At 71.5% G+C, this 18,601-nt stretch carries 16 protein-coding genes; 5 read left to right on the top strand and 11 right to left on the bottom strand.

The features are described 5' to 3' along the window. Window positions 1–10 precede the first annotated feature (10 nt). Entirely contained in the window at window positions 11–625 is a 615-nt protein-coding gene (locus FKR81_RS19230; RefSeq protein ID WP_186763053.1) for a TetR/AcrR family transcriptional regulator, read from the bottom strand. Between the two features lie 63 nt (window positions 626–688). Next, the gene (locus FKR81_RS19225; RefSeq protein WP_146353458.1) at window positions 689–1,066 is read right to left on the bottom strand and encodes an SPW repeat domain-containing protein; all 378 of its coding nucleotides are present in this window, start codon (window positions 1,064–1,066) and stop codon (window positions 689–691) included. Window positions 1,067–1,184: 118 nt separating this feature from the next. Here FKR81_RS19225 and FKR81_RS19220 point away from each other — a divergent pair, with 118 nt between their 5' ends. Further along, window positions 1,185–2,057 (top strand): universal stress protein, encoded by an 873-nt coding sequence (locus FKR81_RS19220; protein WP_146353457.1) that lies wholly within the window; start codon window positions 1,185–1,187, stop codon window positions 2,055–2,057. Window position 2,058: 1 nt separating this feature from the next. Here FKR81_RS19220 and FKR81_RS19215 read toward each other — a convergent pair whose 3' ends face one another. Together FKR81_RS19215 and FKR81_RS19210 are read right to left on the bottom strand one after the other, a co-directional pair. Then, the gene (locus tag FKR81_RS19215) at window positions 2,059–2,424 is read right to left on the bottom strand and encodes a hypothetical protein (RefSeq protein ID WP_146353456.1); all 366 of its coding nucleotides are present in this window, start codon (window positions 2,422–2,424) and stop codon (window positions 2,059–2,061) included. Further along, window positions 2,421–3,320 (bottom strand): SRPBCC family protein, encoded by a 900-nt coding sequence (locus FKR81_RS19210; protein WP_235921638.1) that lies wholly within the window; start codon window positions 3,318–3,320, stop codon window positions 2,421–2,423. The genes FKR81_RS19215 and FKR81_RS19210 overlap by 4 nt, the downstream gene beginning before the upstream one ends. A gap of 81 nt (window positions 3,321–3,401) precedes the next feature. On the opposite strand from FKR81_RS19210, the gene FKR81_RS19200 reads away from it, so the two are divergent. From FKR81_RS19200 to FKR81_RS19190, 3 genes are all read left to right on the top strand, one after another. Continuing rightward, window positions 3,402–4,487, top strand: a complete 1,086-nt coding sequence (locus FKR81_RS19200) for a winged helix DNA-binding domain-containing protein (RefSeq protein WP_186763052.1) — start codon at window positions 3,402–3,404, stop codon at window positions 4,485–4,487. A gap of 130 nt (window positions 4,488–4,617) precedes the next feature. Further along, window positions 4,618–5,853, top strand: coding sequence for an ABC transporter substrate-binding protein (locus FKR81_RS19195; protein ID WP_146353454.1), 1,236 nt, complete (start codon window positions 4,618–4,620; stop codon window positions 5,851–5,853). A gap of 10 nt (window positions 5,854–5,863) precedes the next feature. Further along, window positions 5,864–6,670, top strand: a complete 807-nt coding sequence (locus FKR81_RS19190; RefSeq protein WP_146353453.1) for a methyltransferase domain-containing protein — start codon at window positions 5,864–5,866, stop codon at window positions 6,668–6,670. Here FKR81_RS19190 and FKR81_RS19185 read toward each other — a convergent pair. The 6 genes from FKR81_RS19185 to FKR81_RS19160 are packed head-to-tail and all read right to left on the bottom strand — an operon-like array spanning window position 6,640 to window position 14,224. After that, window positions 6,640–7,482, bottom strand: a complete 843-nt coding sequence (locus FKR81_RS19185) for an ECF transporter S component family protein (protein ID WP_146353452.1) — start codon at window positions 7,480–7,482, stop codon at window positions 6,640–6,642. The genes FKR81_RS19190 and FKR81_RS19185 overlap by 31 nt on opposite strands. Then, window positions 7,479–9,080 (bottom strand): ABC transporter ATP-binding protein, encoded by a 1,602-nt coding sequence (locus FKR81_RS19180; RefSeq protein ID WP_146353451.1) that lies wholly within the window; start codon window positions 9,078–9,080, stop codon window positions 7,479–7,481. Before FKR81_RS19180 ends, FKR81_RS19185 begins: the two co-directional genes overlap by 4 nt. Beyond that, window positions 9,077–10,186: an energy-coupling factor transporter transmembrane component T gene (locus tag FKR81_RS19175; RefSeq protein ID WP_146353450.1), complete on the bottom strand. Its 1,110-nt coding sequence runs from the start codon at window positions 10,184–10,186 to the stop codon at window positions 9,077–9,079. The genes FKR81_RS19180 and FKR81_RS19175 overlap by 4 nt, the downstream gene beginning before the upstream one ends. Beyond that, a complete protein-coding gene (locus FKR81_RS19170; RefSeq protein WP_146353449.1) occupies window positions 10,186–11,097 on the bottom strand; it encodes an ABC transporter substrate-binding protein in 912 nt (303 codons plus the stop codon). Before FKR81_RS19170 ends, FKR81_RS19175 begins: the two co-directional genes overlap by 1 nt. Next, window positions 11,094–11,675, bottom strand: a complete 582-nt coding sequence (locus FKR81_RS19165) for a flagellar hook-length control protein FliK (protein WP_146353448.1) — start codon at window positions 11,673–11,675, stop codon at window positions 11,094–11,096. The genes FKR81_RS19170 and FKR81_RS19165 overlap by 4 nt, the downstream gene beginning before the upstream one ends. After that, a complete protein-coding gene (locus FKR81_RS19160; protein WP_146353447.1) occupies window positions 11,672–14,224 on the bottom strand; it encodes a hypothetical protein in 2,553 nt (850 codons plus the stop codon). Before FKR81_RS19160 ends, FKR81_RS19165 begins: the two co-directional genes overlap by 4 nt. 334 nt (window positions 14,225–14,558) lie before the next feature. On the opposite strand from FKR81_RS19160, the gene FKR81_RS19155 reads away from it, so the two are divergent. Beyond that, complete coding sequence (locus FKR81_RS19155; RefSeq protein WP_146353446.1) at window positions 14,559–15,569, top strand: prenyltransferase/squalene oxidase repeat-containing protein; 1,011 nt, start codon at window positions 14,559–14,561, stop codon at window positions 15,567–15,569. On the opposite strand, the gene FKR81_RS19150 is transcribed toward FKR81_RS19155, so the two are convergent. Beyond that, complete coding sequence (locus tag FKR81_RS19150) at window positions 15,566–18,589, bottom strand: family 78 glycoside hydrolase catalytic domain (RefSeq protein ID WP_235921637.1); 3,024 nt, start codon at window positions 18,587–18,589, stop codon at window positions 15,566–15,568. The two genes, FKR81_RS19155 and FKR81_RS19150, sit on opposite strands and share 4 nt — an antisense overlap. Window positions 18,590–18,601: the final 12 nt, after the last annotated feature.

Raw genomic sequence — 18,601 nt, 5'->3', positions numbered from 1 at the left:
GTCCCCCCAATCAGTTCTGCGGAACGGTGGTCAGGCCGGCGGCGAGGAGGTCGAGCGCCTCGCCGAGCAGGTCCGCGAGCGGCGGCGGATCGTCCACCACGGCCCAGCGGGCCATCGCGACCCGGAACGCCGCGCCCGTCGCGGCGGTGAGCAACATCGGAAAGGTGTCGGTCACGGCCAGGCCGGACCGTTCGGCGAGTGCGGCGACGAGGTGCCGTTCAGCTTCCTCACCGCTCGCGAACACCCGCGCCAGCAGCTCCGGGTGCTGCCCGATGACCTGCTTGCGCAGCAGCCAGACGTCCCGGTCCTCGGCCAGCTCGTCGGACACCTCGGCGAGCAGCGCGACCTTGAGCGCGGCGATCGGCGAGAGGTCGGCGGGCTGGGCGAGCACCCGGTCGCGCAGGCGCGGCCCGGCTTCCGGATCGGACCCGGTGACGGCCTCGTCCTTGCTGGCGAAGTAGTTGAAGAACGTGCGGGTCGAGACGTCGGCGGCGCTGCTGATCTCCTCGACCGTGACCTGGTCCAGTCCCTTCCGCGCGGCGAGCCGCAGGGTCGCGCCGACCAGCGCCGCACGGGTGCGGCGCTTCTTGCGGTCGCGCAGGCTTTCCCCCTGCTGGATGGTCACGTGTCCACGGTAGGTGGAATTGTGCACGCCGTGCAAGTTTGCACGATGTGAACTGAGACGCACTCAGGAGGCCGTGGACCTCGTGTGCCGACGCTGCCGGTTCATCAGCGCGGTGACCACGCACGTGACCACCAGTCCGGTCCCGATGACCACCTGGTTGACGACGGCACCCGTGGCGGCGGCGTCGTCGCGCCACAGGACCGGCGCGGCCGCCAGCCAGAGCGACAGGACGAACGTGATCGCGCCGAGCCACGGCACTTCCAGCGGCGCCAGTGCCCGGAGCATCCCGACGATCATGACCACGACGGCGACCGCCATCGCGGGCCAGTACGGGCGGAAGCCGATGTCGGCCGCGTCGAAGTGCAACACGGCCGGAGCGATGATCAGCCACACACCCGAGAGGAACGTGATGACGCCGGCCTTGCTCTCCACCGCGCGCACGCCGCAATACTTGCCCTGTGCAACAGCGGGAGGCAACGTTGCATAGTCGGCCTATTCACCGCGAAGTGTGCTGAATCCGGCTGCCGGGTACCCGTCGCCGGACGAGCGGAGGTGACGTGTGACCAGCGCTGAGCAGGGTCCGGTGGTGGCCGGTTTCGACGGTTCCGCGCAGGCACGGCGCGCGATCGGATGGGCCGCAAGGGAAGCGATGAGCCTGGGACGGCGGCTGCTGATCGTGACCGCGCTGCCCACACCGGTCCCGGACCTGGTGTTCACGCCGGTCTCCGCGCCGGTGCCCGACGTGTTCAGCGAGGACGTCGTCCGCGAGCAGGCCGAGAAGGAGCTCGCCGCCGTCGCCGCCGACTGCGGGCAGCGGTGGCCGGACCTCGAGGTGGCCACCCGGCTCGAACAGGGGCGGCTGGCGGAGGTGGTCGACGACGGCGCCGGGCTGCTGGTCGTCGGCGCGTCCGGGCGCTCGGCGCTCACCAGGGCGTTGCTCGGCTCCACGTCGGCCGACGTGGTGCACCACCACGAGCGGACCGTGGTCGTGCGCGGTGAGAACACCGCCGGGAAGGTCGTCGTCGGGGTCGACGGATCCGAACGCGGCGGTCACGCGGTCGCCTTCGCGTTCGACTTCGCGGCCCGGCACGGCCGCGAGCTCGTCGCCGTGCACGCGTGGGCGGACCTGCCGCTCGACTCGCTGTCGCCGGTGCGCACGTGGGATTACGACTGGGAACAGCTCAAGGCCGGCTCGGAGGCCGTGCTCGAGGAGGCACTCGCCCCCCACCGCAAGGCGCACCCCGACGTGGACGTGCGCCAGCTCGTGTCGTTCGACGGCCCGGCGCACGCGTTGATCGAGGAGGCGGCGGACGCCGCGCTGCTGGTGCTCGGCAGCCACGGGAGGGGCGCGGTGCGCAGGGCGTTGCTCGGGTCGGTCAGCCACGCCGTGCTGTACCACGCCCACTGCTCGGTGGCCGTGATCCGCGGCTGACTCAGCCCGGTTCGGCGTTCTTGACCTCGAACGGGACACCCTGCTGGCACGTCGTCTGCTCACCGGGCCGGGGCACGCCCTGCACGACCACGTCCGCGCCGGCCGTCACCACGTTCCGGTCGCCGCCGAGCAGCAGGTACTCCTGGCCGCCGGTGACCAGGATCAGGCACCCGGACTCGACGCCCGGCTCCACGGTGCCGCGCAACGTCAGCTCGCCCGCGGACGGCGTCGGTGTCGGCTGCGCATGAGATGAGGACGACGTCCGCGACTGCGAAGCAGAGGAGGACGAAGAGGACGGCGGCGATGTCTGCGCCGGTAGCCCGCATGCCGCGAGCACCACCAGCAACACCGCCGCCAGGTATCTCATCGGCCTGCCCCGAGTATGCGGGTGAGGCTCTTCTCGGTGTCGCTGCCGAGCTTCTCCATCGCGATCTTCGCAACCGGCGTGCCCAGCCTCGCGAGCCCGTTGAGCTCGACGTGCGCGTGGTAGGCGATCTCGGTGGTGCCGGGTGACTCCCCCGCGCTGAACGAGAGGTCGTCGGTTGAGGTGGCGGTCTTGTTGGTCCCGACGAACCGCAGCCGGTCCGGCTCGCTGCGCGTCAGCACGTAGACCAGCTCGGTCTTCCTGCCGAGGAACATCGACACGTTGCGCCAGCGCGCGCCGACGGCGACCGGGCCGGTGTCGATCCGCGTGCACGACACGGTGCCCGGATCCCACTGCTCGGTGCGGGAGAAGTCGCGCAGGTAGTCGGCGACCTCGTCGGGTGCGGTGCCGACGGTGAACGTGCGCGTGACGTCCACGCCCGCCACCGGGCTGCTGAACGCGGTCTCGGCCGCGCGGACGCGCGCGTCCTCGACGACGCGGGCCTGCGACTCCGCGCGCGACAACAGGCGGTCGAACGCGGCGGGCTCGACGTCCTTCAGCTCGCGCACCGCACGCCACAACGCGCTCTTGCCCTCGATGCCGAGCCGCATGGCCTCCAGCTCGACGAGGTCGCTGAGCGGCGATCGGCTCAGCAGCCGCCCGTTCGGCTTGATCTGGCCCAGTTTCCCGGCGACCCAGCCGGCGGCGGCCTTGTGGCGGCGCACCGGCACGTCCAGCTCGCGCATGAGCCTGAGCAGGGCGAGCCGGTCGTCGGCCACGTCCCGCGCCAGGTCGCGCAGCTCGGTGTTCCTGGCTGAGACGCGCCGGGCGAGCTCGACGCCCGCCGTGGCGCCCGCCAGGTGGTCGTTGAGGTAGATGCCCAGCAGTTGGCTGACCACGCGTTGGCCTCCTCGGTACCGCGGATGATGCCATCCGGATACCCAGTACGGCAGTGGCCATTCACCGCTACCGTCACGTTCGTGGAACTGACGGCCGCCCAGACGCGCGTCGCGCGCACCCACGCCCAGCTGCTCGCCGGCCCGCGGAGCGACCAGGTCGCGGACGCGGTGCGGCACGTGGTCGCGTTGCAGGGACAGGACGTGCGCGCCAACCGGATGTCCGTGCGCGTGCGGACGAACGGCCTCACGGGAGCCGACGTGGACGCGGCGTGCGCCGCCGGATCCGTGGTGCGGACGTGGGCGATGCGCGGCACGTTGCACATGCTGGCCGCCGAGGACGTCGGCTGGGTCGTCGGCCTGCTCGGGCCGCGGTTCGCGTTCGCCTTCCGGTCGCGCAGGCTCCAGCTGGGGCTCGACGAGGCGACGTGCGACCGCGCCACGGGCGAGATCCGGGAGGTGCTGGCCGGCGGGAAGGTGCTGACCAGGGCCGAGATCATGGCCGCGATCGACGTCGACGTTCAGGGCCAGGCCCAGGCGCACCTGCTGGGCTACGCGGCGCTGACCGGGGTGATCTGCCGGGGGCCGGAGATGTCCGACGCGGAGCCGGCCTACACGTTGCTCGAGGAGTGGGCGGGCCCGTCGGAGGTGCTGCCCGAGGAGAAGGCGCAGGCGCGACTGGCGCAGCGGTATCTCGCCGCCTACGGGCCCGCCACCGCGGAGGACTTCGCGGCGTGGTCGGGTCTGCCGCTCGGTCCGGCGCGAGCGGGGTTCGCCGAGATCGCCGCACAGCTGCGCGAGGTGGTGGCCGACGGCCGAGTCGCTTACGTGCTCGACGATCCGGTGCTGGACGACCGGACGACCGTGCGGCTGTTCGGGCACTTCGAGACGTACCTGCTCGGGTACCGCACGCGGGAGAACGCGGTGCCCGCCGAGTACGCCAAGGTCCTCCAGACCGGTGGCGGGTTCATCATGCCGTCCGTGTCGGTGAACGGGCGGATCGCCGGGCTGTGGAAGCACGCGTGGCGCAAGGAGCAGAAGCAGGACCTGATGGTGGTGACGCTGGAGCCGTTCGGCGTGATCGCGAAACAGCTGCTCCCCGCGATCCGCGCCGAGGTCGCGGACATCGGCAGGTTCCTCGGCGTCCGCGCCCGGCTCGACGTCGAATGAATTTGATTGGTTATTGAAGCTTCTCGGGCTCACCGGTGTTTCGCGCCACATTGTTTGAACGGTCGGCTGGAATTGGCAATAATCCGCGCTACCCACCGGTAACTTACGTTGAACGAGCCGAGGCCTGCCGATGTCCATCCCCCGCGTCGTGGTGAGCGCCGCACTGTTGTTGTCCGCGTTGACCAGCGGTTGTGCCGAACAACAGCCACCGGTCCCGATGAGATCCGGGGTCGGTGTCACCGAGAGCTCCATCGCGCTCGGCGTGCTGACCGATATGACCGGCCCGTTCAAGTCTTCCGCCATTCTGCGCATTCGGGGGTATGAGCTCTACCTCGATCAGGTCAATCAGCGCGGCGGTGTGTGCGGACGGAAAATCGAGCTCAAGCAGAAGGACCACGGGTTCGACGTGCAGCGCGCGCTCGACGGCTACTTCGAGCTGGAGCCGCAGGTGCTCGGGTTCATCGACGTGGCGGGCGCGCAGATGACGGCGGCCATCGAACCCGACCTCATGCAGACCAGGGCGTTGACCGTGCCGGGCTCGTGGGCGGCGGCGCTGCTGGGCAACCCGCACATGATGATCGTCGGCACGACGTACGACCTCGACGTGCTCAACGGGCTCGACCACTACCGCCGCACCGGTGTGATCAAGCAGGGCGACACGGTCGGCCACGTCTACATCAAGGGCAACTACGGCGACAACGCCTTGGACGGCACCAAGTTCGCCGCGACCAACTGGGGCATGAACGTCTCCGAGCAGCCCATCGGTGACTCGACGGCCGACCTCACCACGCAGATCACCGCGTTGAAGACGGCGGGCGCCAAGGCCGTCGTGCTGAGCACCACCCCGCCGCAGACCGCCATCGCGGTCGGCATCGCCGCGCGGATCGGCTGGGACGTGCCGTTCCTGGCGAGCGCGGTCGGGTTCGACCCGGCCATCCTCGAGTCACCGGCCGCCGCCGCGGTGCAGAAGCAGGTGCTGATCGCGTCCCCGGTCGCCCCGTTCGTCGCCGACGCGCCCGGTCCCCGCGAGGTCCGCGACGGCTACCAGGCGAAGTTCCCCGGCGAGAAGGCGTCCATCAACGTCGTACACGGGTACGTGGTGGCCATGGCGTACGTCGCGGTGCTCGAGAAGGCCTGCGGGAAGAACGACCTGACCCGCGACGGCGTGCTCCGCGCGTTCCACGACACCAACGGCATCGACACGAAGGGCATCACCAGTCCCCTGCGGTTCTCGCTGGTCGGACGGCCGTCCGCGACCCAGTCGTACATCGTCCGGCCCGATGCCGGGGTGCCGGGCGGGCTGTCGGTCGTGGAGCCGCTGCGCGAGTCCGAACTGGTGAAGGCCAAGGGCACCAGGGCCAAGTAGCATCCGGGTCGTGCCGGACGTCTACGCCACCATCAGCCAGGCCGACGCAGCCGTGGTCGAGCAGCTGGCCGGGATACTCGAGCTGCGGGCAGCAGACCCGCAGCAGCAAGAGATGCGCACGGCGTATCTGTCCGATGTGGACTTTCCGCCGAGCGCCCGCGTGGCCGAGATCGGGTGCGGCACCGGCCCGGTCGCGCGGACGCTCGCCGCGCTGCCCGGCGTGGGTGAGGTGGTCGGTGTCGACCCGTCGCCCCTCTTCGTCGAGAAGGCGCGCGAACTGGCACGGGACCTGCCGAACCTCACGTTCGTCCTCGGCGACGGGCGTGAGGTGCCGCTGGAGGACGACTCGTTCGACGTGGTCGTCTTCCACACCACGCTGTGCCACATCCCCTCGCCGGACGAGGCGCTGGCCGAGGCGCGCAGGCTGCTCAGGCCGGGCGGAACGCTCGCCGTGTTCGACGGTGACTACGTGACGGTCAGCGTCGCGCACAGCCCGAACGACCCGCTGCAGGCGTGCGCGGACGCGTGCGCCGAGAACCTGATCCACGACCCGTGGCTCGCGCGGAAGCTACCGGTGCTGCTGCGCGACGCGGGGTTCGGCGACATCCGGCTGCGCGGCCACAGCTACGTCGAGGCGCCGTCGTCCGGCGGGTACCTGCTCGCGGTCATCGACCGCGGCGCGGACGCGTTGCACAGCGCCGGGCGCATCAGCGGCGACATGGCCGCCGCGCTCAAGTCCGAGGCACGGCGCCGGTCGGACGAGGGCGAGTTCTACGGCCACATCAACTACTTGAGCGCGGTGGCCCGCAGGTCCTGATCGAACGTCGCCACCGCACCGAACGAGGCGCGCCGCGACGCGCGGCGCAACGTGGCCAGCACAGCCGGGCCGAGCACCAGGATCGCGATGGTGTTGGTGATCGCGCGGCCGGTGTCCCAGCCCGCGGTCGACGTCAGCAGGGTGAACACCGCGAACCGGTGCAGATTCTCCAGCACCGGATCACCGGGCACGTACGAGATGTGGCCGTCGTGGTACGGCACCTCGGCGTCGGTGATGAACGGCCAGAACCACAGGTTCATCATGAACCCGAACAGGTACGCCACCACGATCCCGTACCCGACGAGCATCGCGATCTCGGCCTTGCCGCGCACCCGCCGCGGCAGCAGACCGGCGCCCATGCCGATCCACGCCGACGCCATCATCTGGAACGGCAGCCACGGGCCCACACCGGCGGTGAGGAGTGCCGACGCGAACAGCGACGTGCAGCCCAGCACGAAACCGAAGCCCGCGCCGAACACCCGCCCGGACAGCACGAGCATGAAGAACACCGTCTCGATGCCCGCGGTCCCCGCACCCAGCGGCCGCAGCGCCGCGTTCACCGCCGACAGCACGCCGAGCATCGCGAGCGCCTTCGAGTCCATGCCGCCCTCGGACAGCTCGGCCAGCACCACGATGATCAGGATCGGCAGGATCCCGATGAACACGAACGGCGCGTCCGGGCCGTGCTGCATCGACTGCGGTTCGACGCGCACCAGCAGCGGCCACACGAACATCATCAGGCCGGCCAGCGACGCCAGGCCCAGCACCGCGGCCGAGCGCGGGCCTAGCCGCACCACCGACGGCGCCCTCACCGGACCACCTGCGGCAGCGCAGAACGCACGTCGTCCACGGTCAACCACGACTCCCCCATGATCTTGGCGACCTGGGTGGCGAACGCGGGCGAGCCGCCCAGCACCTCGCCGGTCGGGCCGTCCGAGACGATCTCGCCCTCGGCCATGACCACGACCCGGTCCGCGACCGACGCGACGAACTCGACGTCGTGCGTCGCCACGACTACCGCCCGGCCCTCCGCCGCCAGGTCGGTGATCATGGTCGCCAGTGCCGCTTTCGCCGTGTAGTCCAGGCCGCGGGTCGGCTCGTCGAGCAGCATGATCCGCGGCGCGGCGGACAGCTGGACCGCGAGCACGAGCGCCAGCCGTTGCCCCTCGGACAGGTCACGCGGGTGCGCGGAACGCGAGATCCCCGGCGCCAGCCGGTCGAGCAGCGAACTGCAGAACCCCGGCGTGGCACCGGATTCGACGTCGGCGGCGGCGCACTCGTCCGCGACCGTCTGCAGGTAGAGGAGATCACTGGCGGTCTGCGGCACCATCCCGACGAGCTTGCGGGCCCGCGCGCTGTCCAGCGACTTGGGGTCCGTGTCGTCGACCCGCACGGTCCCACCCCGCCGCGGACCGGAGCCCTGCAACGCCCACAGCAGCGACGACTTGCCGGACCCGTTGCGCCCCATCATCGCGAGCACCGACCCCGCGCACAGGTCGAGCGACACCGCCCGCACGGCGACCTTCGGCCCGTACCGCACCACGACGTCGGAGCTGCTCAGCAACACCGGGCCGGCCCCAACCGGCCGCGACGGCGCGGAGCCGAGTGAAGAACGCAGCGAGCCGGCCGCACGACGCGCGTCGCGCACGGACATCGGCAGCGGGTCCCAGCCGGCGAGCCTGCCCAGCTGCACGATCGGCGGCGCGATCGGGGTGTCCCGCAGCACCTCGGCGGGCGTGCCGTCCACGACACCGCCGGTGCCGGGCACGTAGATCATCCGGTCGGCGAACGGGATCACGCGTTCCATCCGGTGCTCGGCCATCAGCACCGTCGTCCCCAGGTCCTCCACCAAGCGGGCCAGCGTGGCCAGCACCTCCTCGGCCGCGATCGGGTCGAGCGCGGACGTCGGCTCGTCCAGCACCAGCACCTTCGGGTGCGTCGTCAGGACCGACCCGATCGCGACGCGCTGCTGCTGGCCGCCGGACAACGTGCGCAGCGCCCGGCCGCGCAGCTCCGCGATGCCGAGCAGGTCGAGCGTCTCCTCGACGCGGCGGCGCATCACCTGCGGCGCCAGGCCGAGCTGTTCCATCCCGTACGCCAGCTCGTCCTCGACGGTGTCCGTCACGAACCCGGCCAGCGGGTCCTGGCCGACCACGCCGACGAGGTGGGCGAACTCGCGTGGTGGGCGGGAACGCGTGGTCTCGCCGTCGACCGAGACGGTGCCTTCCAGGTGGCCGCCGGTGAAGTGCGGGACGAGGCCGTTGATCGTGCCGAGCAACGTCGACTTGCCCGCACCGGTCTGGCCGGCGAACAGCACCAGCTCGCCCTCGCCGATGGACAGCGTCACATCGGACAGCACCGGCTCGGTCTGCCCGTGATAGGTGAAGCTGACGTGGTCCAGTTCGATCATGCGGCGACCTTCTCGGCGGGGACGTGCGGTGACGCGGGCAGCGGGGTGAGCACGGCGGGGATCACGCCGAGCAGCACGCCGAGGAGCGGCGACCACGACAACGCGGGCCACGACAGCGTGATCAGCGACGGGTTGAGGTTCATCGGGTTCACCGTGGACGTCACGAACATGACCGCGGCGACACCGATGCCGCTCGCGGCGACCACCAGTTCGGGCAGGTGCCAGCGGTCCGGCCGGTACCGGGTGCGCCGCACGCGGCGGCCAGCCAGCCGGAACCCGGCCAGCGCGACCAGGACGCCGGAGGAAAGCACTGGTGCGGCGAGGAAACGCGGCGTCGAACCGTCCAAAGTGGCGTAGACGCCGACGCACACGCCGATCAGTCCGACGATCATCAGGGCACCGGTGAGCAGCCGGGCGCGCGCCTCGACCAGTCCCGCCCGGCCGTAGCCGCGCGAGTCCATCGACGCGGCCAGCTGCAACGACCGCGACAGCGCGTCCTCGAGCACCGGGATGATGATCGCGTGCAGCGCGGCGACGCGCTTCCCGCTCGCGCCACCGCGCAGCTTGCGCGCCCGGCGCACCCGCAGCACGCTCTCGGCGAGCTGCGGGAACACCGACAGCGCGACGATCACCGCCGTGCCCACCTCGTACAGCGCGGGCGGCATGGCCTTGAGCAGCCGCTTCGGGTTGGCCAGCGCGTTCGCGGCACCGAGGCAGATCACCATCGTCGCGAGGCGCAGACCGTCGTACAGCCCGCCCAGCAACGACTCCGCGGACACGTCACCGAGCAACCGGATGCCCGCCGCCCACGCGGGCAGCGGGATCTCCGGCAGCCGCAGGATGATCGTCGACCCCTCGGCGCCACCGAACACGAGCCGGAAGAACACCCGCACGCACACGATGACCGCGCCGAGGTAGAGGTACATCCGGAACGCCATCGCCCACGGCGCGTCCGTGCGCCGCGCGACCACCACGTACCCGGCGACCGCCACGATCATCAGCAGCAGCCACGGGTTCGTCGTCCGCGTGGCCGCCACCGACAGGCCGAGCGCCCACACCCACCACGCGGCCGGGTGCAGGTCGCGCGGCAGGAAGTACCGGGCCATCAGGACTCCTGCGCGCGCTTGCGCCTTCGTCCGACGAAGAACGCCCCCGCACCCAGCGCCAGCACGCCGGCGCCCGCGACCCACGGCGCGTAGTCGCTGGCGCCGGACTGCCGCTGGATCGCGACGGTGACGTCCTCGGCGTCCTCGCCGCCGGTGAACTTCACGTTGTCCGCCGGGTTCGGCGCGGACGGCCTGGCCGACGCGCTCGGCCGCGGCTTCGGTGGTGGCAGCGCGGCCGACGTCGGACTGCCCGGCTGCGGCGCGGACGTGTCCTCGGTCTGTTGCCGCTGCTGCTCACCAGGTTGCCTGCCCTGCACGGGCTGCTTCTCGTTCAGGTCGTTGGACACCGGCGGAGGCTCTTCTTTCGCGTTGCACCCGCCGCCTTCGGTGCCCGGCCGGACGGGCGCGATCCGCGGCTGCGGGTTCGTGTCCGCCCCCGCGTTCAGCGAGAACGACCAGCCCTCGAAACCACCGGCGCTGAAGTCGCGGTTCTTCACACCCCACTGGCTGTATTCCCAGCCGCAGTTGTTGCCCGCGTGCCAGTACGACCAGTAGGCCGCGGCCGGTGGCGTGTCGACGCACATCTCCCGGTAGCGGTCACGCCCCTTGACCGGGAGCTCCTCGGTCGCCGAAGGCCGGTTCTCGACGCGGCAGATGAACGCCTCGCCCCAGCGCTGCACGCCCGCGATCTGGAAACCCGCGCCCTTCAACGCGTCCAGGCCGGTGCCGCGCGTGGTCTGCGGGTTGCACCGCACGATCGTCGTGCCGCCCAGCTGCTGGAAGTCGACGACGACGGTGACGCCGGTGCCGTCCCTGCAGTAGCCGGGGTGGCCCTTGCTCTGGTCGATCGCGTGCGCGGGAGGCGCGGTGGCCAACACCAGGAAGGCCACCGCGCACAGGACTCGACTCACGGGTTGACGGCCGGGTTCCGCGGCGTGACGCGGGGCGGCGGGTTCGTGGTCGCGGTCTTGTTCAGCGAGAACGACCAGCCCTCGAAACCACCGGGGATCGCATTGCGGTTCAACGCGCCGAAGTTGCTGTACGTCCACGTGGTGCCCGCGCCGTCAGCGTGCCAGTAGCTCCAGTACGCCTCGGCCGGCGGCGTGCGCACGCAGGCCTCCTTGTAGTTCGGGTTGCTCGCGCGCCGGATCACCTCGGTGGACGACGGCCGGTTCTCCAGCCTGCACACGAAACCGAGCCCCCACTGCGCGACACCCGTCACCGCGATGCCCGCGTCCTGCAACGCCTTGATGCCCGTGCGGTTCGTACCGGGGCTGGCGTTCGGCGAGCAGCGGGTGATGGTCGGCGCCGCGACGCCGCCGTTGCCGTCGAGCTCCTGGAAGTCGATCACGACGGTGGTGCCGGTCAGCGCGTCCGCGCCGGTGCAGATCCCCGCGTACCCCAACGCCTGGTCGACAGCGGACGCCTGCGGTGTCGCCGCGACCATCAGTCCGATGAGGACGGACGCGACGGACAGTGCCCTTCTCATGGTGCTACCCCCTTGTTCCTCGCGACAACCCGTCCCGCGACGAGCCCCAGCGCGATGACGAGCACGATCCCGCCGAGCCCGATGAGCAACGCGGGCCAGTGGACCGCCAGCGCCCGCGCCTGCACCGGTTGCGGCTCCTGCGCGGCCTGCTCCGCCTTGTGCGCGGCCAGCGGCAGCCGCACGACCGGCGAGACCGGCGACCCGGTCGCGCTCGCCCACGACCGGCCCGCGACACCGGACGCGACGGCCAGGCTGGTGAAGAGATCGGCCCTGCCGTCCGCGTTCGGCACGCCGCCGGTGGCGGGCACCAGCTCGCCGAGCGAGCGCGCGGTGGCGCTGGCGTCGAGTCCGGCGAACTGACGGGCGCCCGCGACGGCCGAGCTCAGCGCGACGTCACCGGTGATGAGGCCCTTGCCGTCGGTCCTCGCGGTGAGCGCGGCCGCAGCCGCCACGAGTGCGGTCGCGCGATGCTCCGACCAGGCGTCCGGCCATTCGGTGGCGGGTGGGTCATCGGTGCGCGGCCCGCTGTTCAGCGCCAGCACGGCGGCCGCGGTCGCGGCGGTGTCGCCGGACGCGCACTTGTCCGTGGTGAGCTCGGCGGGGAACGTCCCGTCGTCGCACTGGTGCTTGGTCAGCAGGTCGATCGCGGTGCTGTCGGTGGTCGCCATCGCGATCCACGCGTGCCTGCGCACCGTGTTGTCCGCGTCGCCGAACGAGCCCTTGTCGGTGAACTTCCCGTCCGGGCCGCGCAACGCGGTCAGGTCGTCGTGCAGCTGCTTCGCGGCCTCGTCCGCGGCCGCGAACCTCGCGACGATCAGCAGCTTCGCGAGCGGTTCCGCGTAGGACGCCGCGCCCGTCTCGTACGGCGCGCCGTGCGCGTACGCCTTGACCGACTCCGGGGTCAGCAGGAACTTCGACGCGCGCTCGACGGCCGTCGGCTGCTCACCCAGTGCGCGCAACGCGAGCACGAGTTCGGCCGTGGCGTCGTAGTCGACGAAGGTCTTGCCGTCCTGCGTGACCTCGACGTGGTCGCCGCCCAGGAGCTGGTTCGCCAGGTACGCGCCGAGGCGCGACGCGGGCGTCGGCGTGGCGGGCTGCGCCTTGTTCGTCGGCGGCGGCAGCACCACCGTGCGCACGACCGTGCGCGGTGGTGACGTGGCGTTGCCGGGCGCCTCGCCCTGCGCGTTCGGGACGACCTCCGGACTCGTGGTCGTGGTCGTGGTCGTGGTCGGTGCGGTGGTCGTCGTCGGCGTGGTGGTCGTCGGCGGCCCAGGCGGGATCGTCGTCGTTGTCGTGGTGGTCGTGGTGGTCGACGTCGTGCCGGTCGTCGAGGACGGGTCCCCTGGGATCTCTCCCTTGGCCAGCGCGAAGAACCCGACCTGCGAGAGCCCGAGCGAGGCCTGCGCGCTCGCCCGGATCCACGGGTCGAGCGCGGTGATCCCGCTGGTCCGCCCGGCGAGGTAGGAGTCGGGGTTGTACGCGATGGCACCGATGTGACCAGCGAGCGCGTTTCCGGCGTCCGCGGCCGCGTTGGCCTGCGCCGACTTGAGGAACCCGACGCCCCGGTCCACCTCGGCGCCGGACCCACCGGCGTCCGCGAGCGCCTGCGCGATCAGCCCGGTGCTGTTGGTGTTGGCCGCCTCGGTGCCGACGCCACCACCCCACCCGCCGCTCGCGGTCTGGTTCGCCTTCAGCCACGCGACGGTGCGCGCGATCGGCGCGTCGAGGCCGGGAGCACCCGCGGAACGGGCGGCGACCAGCGCGGACAGCGCGAGTCCCGTCGCGTCGCCGTCCGGCGTTGACTGGCCGAACGGCTTGCCCTCGTCGCACGTGGAGATCTTCTGGCCGTTCGGGGTGACGTGGTCGCCCGTCTCGTCGGTGGGGATGAGCCCGAAGAAGATCCGGAAGTAGCCTTCCGAGCACTGCTGGGTGATCAGCTTGTCGATCGCGAGCTGGTCGTTCTCGCCCGCCGCGGCCAGCCCGATGACGCCGAGCGCCTGGCCGAACATGTTGGCGTTGTTGCTGACGAAGTCCGCGAAGTCCGGGTTCTTCGTGTAGTCGCTGACCCGGCCCTTGTCCGGGCCGGAGCGCATGATCGCGGCCTTGGTCTCGGCGACCATGTCGTAGCCGTCGAAGGAACGCGGGTCGTGCCCGGACACCTCGGCCGCGACCAGGACCTTGGCGGCGGCACCGCCGACGATGATCGCCTCGTAACCCTCGCCGGGGACGAGCCCGTCCCAGGTGAAGTAGTCGGTCGCGTGGCCGCCCTCGTCGAGGAAGCCCGCGATCGGCGCGGCCAGCGCGCCGTCACCCGACGCGTGCAGCGCGAACAGCGTGTCGATCATCAACCCGTGGTCGGGCAGCGTCCCGCCGTTCGGGTTCTCGAGCGTGCCGTCGGGTTTGAGCTGCTTCGCCAGCCACTGGGAGTTGGACCTCGCCGCCACGCGGTCGCTCGCCGCCGAGGCCGTACCGGCCACCACGGCCACGACCAGGCCGATGCTGACGACGGACGACAGCGCTGCGACGTGCCTGCGCCGGGTGTGGTTCACGTTCTCCTCCTTTGCGGCTCGGAGGAGAGACCGGCGCGTGCGCCGAACGTCACCCCTGCTCTCGCGGCAGTGGTCTGACTTCGTGATCCACCCGTGCGGTGACCCGACTCGTCACATGAGTGACCCACGGTTGCGCGACAGTGCCGGACTTCGACCGGCTTCCCCGTCACGGGCGGCGAAGTGAGACTAACACCAAGATCTGGGCTCTCCGACCCCCATTCACCCTGGCCACAACGTTTCCACGTGGCGGATCTCACGACCGCGGGGCAGTGGATCTTGTGGTTAGCCTGATGCGGTCCGGCCGCGTCGGAGCGGCCGAGGGGGAGGAAGTCTCATGAGACGGTTCGTGCTCGCTGTCGCCGTGCTGTGCGGCATCTCGACCGGCCTGGCCGCACCCGCGGTCGCCGGAACCCACAACCGGGCCGAGGCCGCCGCGGGCTGGCTCGCGCGCCAGCTGGTCGACGGTGAACGCTTCGAGGCGGACTTCGGCGGCGAGAAGTTCCCCGACCAGGGCCTGACGATCGACGCGATCTTCGCGTTCGCGTCGGCGCGGGTGTCGGACGCCAATGCCGAGAAGGCGATCACCTGGCTGGCCAGGCCGGAGATCACGACCGGCTACGTCGGCAGCGGCACCGAGGCCTACGCCGGTGCGCACGCCAAGCTGATGCTGGCCGCACTGGTCAAGCACAAGAACCCCGCGTCGTTCGGCGGCGTCGACCTGCCCGCCGGCCTGCGCGGCCTGCTCACCCCGTCCGGCCGGTTCTCCGACCGCTCGGACTTCGGCGACTTCAGCAACGCGTTCACCCAGTCGCTGGCACTGCTCGCGCTCGACCGCACCCAGGCCGGTGCACCCGCGCCGGCCGTCACGTTCCTCGCGGGCACGCAGTGCGCCGACGGCGGTTTCCCGCTGAACTTCGGCCAGGCCACCTGCACCAGCGACGTGGACTCGACCGCGATGGTCGTGCAGGCGCTCTTCGCGACCGGCCGGGCGACCGACGCGCGTGAGGGCGTCGCGTGGCTCGTCACGCAGCAGCAGGCCGACGGCGGTTTCCGCGCCGTCGCCAACGGCCCGACGAACGCCAACAGCACCGGTCTCGCCGCGGAGGCACTCGCGAAGCACCGCCCGGCCGCGGCGGCCAAGGGCCGCGCGTTCCTGCGTTCGCTCCAGGTCGGCTGCACCGGCCCGGCAGCCGACCGGGGCGCCGTCGCCCACGACGCGTCCGGCTTCAACCCGGCCACCGCACCGCGTGCCACCGCGCAGGCGATCCTCGGCCTGAGCGGCGTCGGCCTCGCCGACCTCAACGGCGGCGGCCGCCCGCAGGCCCCCGTCCTCGCCTGCTCCTAGCCGAAGGTCCAGCGGCCCTGCGGGGCGCTGAACACGTGATAGCCCCGGTCGGTCCTCAGGTGTCGAGCACCGGCCGGGGCTTCAGTCGAACCCGGCACGTGGATCTCCGCCGTCGAACCGACCGGCACCTCGACGGTGAGGCGCATTCGTCCGTCCACAACGGACCAAGCCACCGAGATGCGGCCGCGCACGGACTCGAAATCCATCCGCGCCCACGACACCTTCGTGATCTCGGGACGGACGGTGAACGTGCGGAAGCCCGCGTCACCCGGTCGCAGCCCGGCGATCCTGGTGTAGAGCCACTCCACGACCGTGCCCTTGTAGTAGTGGTTGCGCGACCTGGTCGCGGTGTCCCACATCTCCCACATCGTGTCGGCGCCGTTGTCGAACCAGTAGCCCCAGCTCGGGTGCGCCCGCTCGGCCGCGACGGCGTGCGCGAGGTCCGCGTACCCGTTGTCGGACAGAGCTTGCAGCAGCACGTGCGCGCCGAGGCAGCCGACGTCGAGCCGGTTGCCGCGCGCCTTCAGCTCGTCGGCGAGCCGTCCGGCGACGGCGGCCACCGATCCCGGCGGGACCATCCCGAACGCCAGCGGCACCGCGTTGGACGTCTGCCGGTAGCCGGGGTCCTTCGCGGTGCGGTAGTGGCCGGACGGGTCGAGGAAGGTGGCGTTGAACGTCTTCAGCAGCCCGTCGGCGACCGAGCGGTACCGCGTGGTCTTCCCGATCACTTCCCCCAGTTCGGCGGTGAGCACCAGGCCCCGGTACAGGTAGGTGGTGGCGGTGAGCCGGGTGTCCTCCGGCGGGACGCCCGGCACGCCGGGCGGGTGGTAGTCGCCGAGCGCGGTCACCGCGAGCCCGTCGCGCAGCCGGGCGATCTCCCAGTCGAGGTAGCGCACGAGCGCGGGCCAGTGCCGCTCGGCGACGCGGGTGTCGGCGTACACCCGGTACATCTCCCTGAGCAGGAAGGGGTACACGGTCGTCCACTCGGGCGCGGGCGACATCTCCTTGCCGCCCCACCCTCCACTCGGGACGATCAGCGGCAGCTGCCCGGACTGCTCCTGGCTGTCCGCGAGGTCGCCGATCCACTTGGTGAGGAACCGCGCCATGCCGAACTCGGCGAGCATCGACGGCGCGCCGAGCTGCGCGTCACCGGTCCAGCCGTTCTTCTCGAACACCGGGGTGTCGGTGGGGATGTCGTGCAGGTTGTTCGTCACGGTCCGGCGCATCGCGGCGTCGTAGCGCTCGAACAGCGGCTCCGAGCAGCGGAACGCGCTGACCTTCCGCACGTCGCTGTGCACCACCCGGCCCGCCAGCTCGACCGGACGCGCACCGGTGACCTGGACGTACCGGAAGCCCTTGTAGGAGAACCGCGGCTCCCACGTTTCCCTCGCACCACCGCAGACGTACTCGTCGAGCTGCTGCCGCGGCCCGGTGACGTAGCGGTTGGCCATCCGCACCGTGCCGTCCGGGTTGAGCGTCTCGCCGTGCAGCAGCCGGACGACCGTGCCCGCCGGGGCGTCGACCGTGATCCGGGTCCAGCCGGACATCGTGCGGCCCATGTCCGCCACGACCACACCGGGACTCGGCTCGCTCACCCCGGCCGGGGTGACCGTCTCGACCACCCGGATCGGTTCGTGTTCCTGTGCCCGCACAACACCTTTCGGTGCCGCCATAGGCACGACCGGCTCCCACTCCCGATCGTCGAACCCCGGTGACGTCCACCCGCTCGGCGCCAGCCGCGCGTCGTACGTCTCGCCGGTGTACAGGGAGTTCGACCGGGTCGGCCCGGCGGTGACGCGCCACGTCCCGTCCGACGCGACGGTGGTCGTCGTGCCGTCCGGGTGACTGATCTCCAACTGGGCCAGCAGTCGCGGTTCGCCGTGCCACGACGGCCTTTCCCAGCCGAACACGTTCGGCGTGCGCATGCCGTAGAACCCGCGGCCGAGCGCGACCCCGATCGCGTTCCCGCCGGGCCGCAGCGACGAGGTGACGTCGTGCACCGAGTACAGGACGGTCCGGTCGTAGTCGGTGAACCCCGGCTCCAGCACCCGGTCGCCGACGCGCAGCCCGTTGATCTCGGTCTCGTGGTACGCCATGCCGCTGATGTACAACCGGGCGCGGGACACCGGCTTCGCGAGGACGAACTCCTTGCGCAGCAACGGTCCCGGATCCTCCTCGACGGTGACGCCGCTCCCCCACGGCCCCTGCCCGTACGGGTGCAGCACGGTCGCCTCGGGCCACGCGCCGTCGTCGAAGCCCGGTTGCTCCCAGCCGGGCACTTCTGTCGCCGACGCCTTCCAGCCGGTCACCGGCGAGTTCCCCAGCCGCAGCAGGAAACCGCCGTTGCCCGCCCGGTTCGTGACGCGCGCGGCCACCACGAGCCGGCCACCGGTGACCTCCGCCCGGCGGCCGATCTTCCACCCGTCGGCCGTCTCGGGTGAGCGCAGCACCTCACGTCCGTCGACGAACAGCGTGAAGTCGTCATCCGCTGTCGCGACCAGGGTGACAACGTTGTCAGGAACTGTCACGACCCCGCGGAACCAGCGCGTTCCCACCGGGTCGCCCGACCAGATCCACGACGCGCCAGCCAGGGAGGGCGACGCGTCGGCCGCGCCGATCCAGCGCGCCTGCCACGGGGCGCCGAGCAGGCCGGTCTCCCACCAGCTCCGCTCGCTCCACTCCGACGCGCACCCGTCGCCGTCCCACACGCGAACCCGCCAGTGGTACCGGGTGCGCGGCCGCAGAGCCGGTCCGCCGTAAGCGATGCCGACGGTCTCCCCGGAGTCGACCTTCCCGGACGACCACCCGTCGACCTCGATCTCGTACGCGGTCTGCCGCACACCGGTCCCGTCGGCGGCCAGCACCCACGACAGGCGCGGCCGTTCGACATCCGTGCCCAGCAACGCGTCGGCGTACTCGACGGTGGTGCCGGTGACTCTCAACCGGGACCCGGCCGAGAACAGGGGCGCCGAAAGGGCGACACCCACCGCCGGGGTCTTCAGGAAGTCACGCCTGCGCACACGGCCTCCGAT

The sequence above is a fragment of the Lentzea tibetensis genome, assembly GCF_007845675.1.
GTDB classification, from domain to species: domain Bacteria; phylum Actinomycetota; class Actinomycetes; order Mycobacteriales; family Pseudonocardiaceae; genus Lentzea; species Lentzea tibetensis.
The sequence above is the reverse complement of the archived record's forward strand: the minus strand, read 5'-3'. Positions and strand labels throughout refer to the sequence as shown.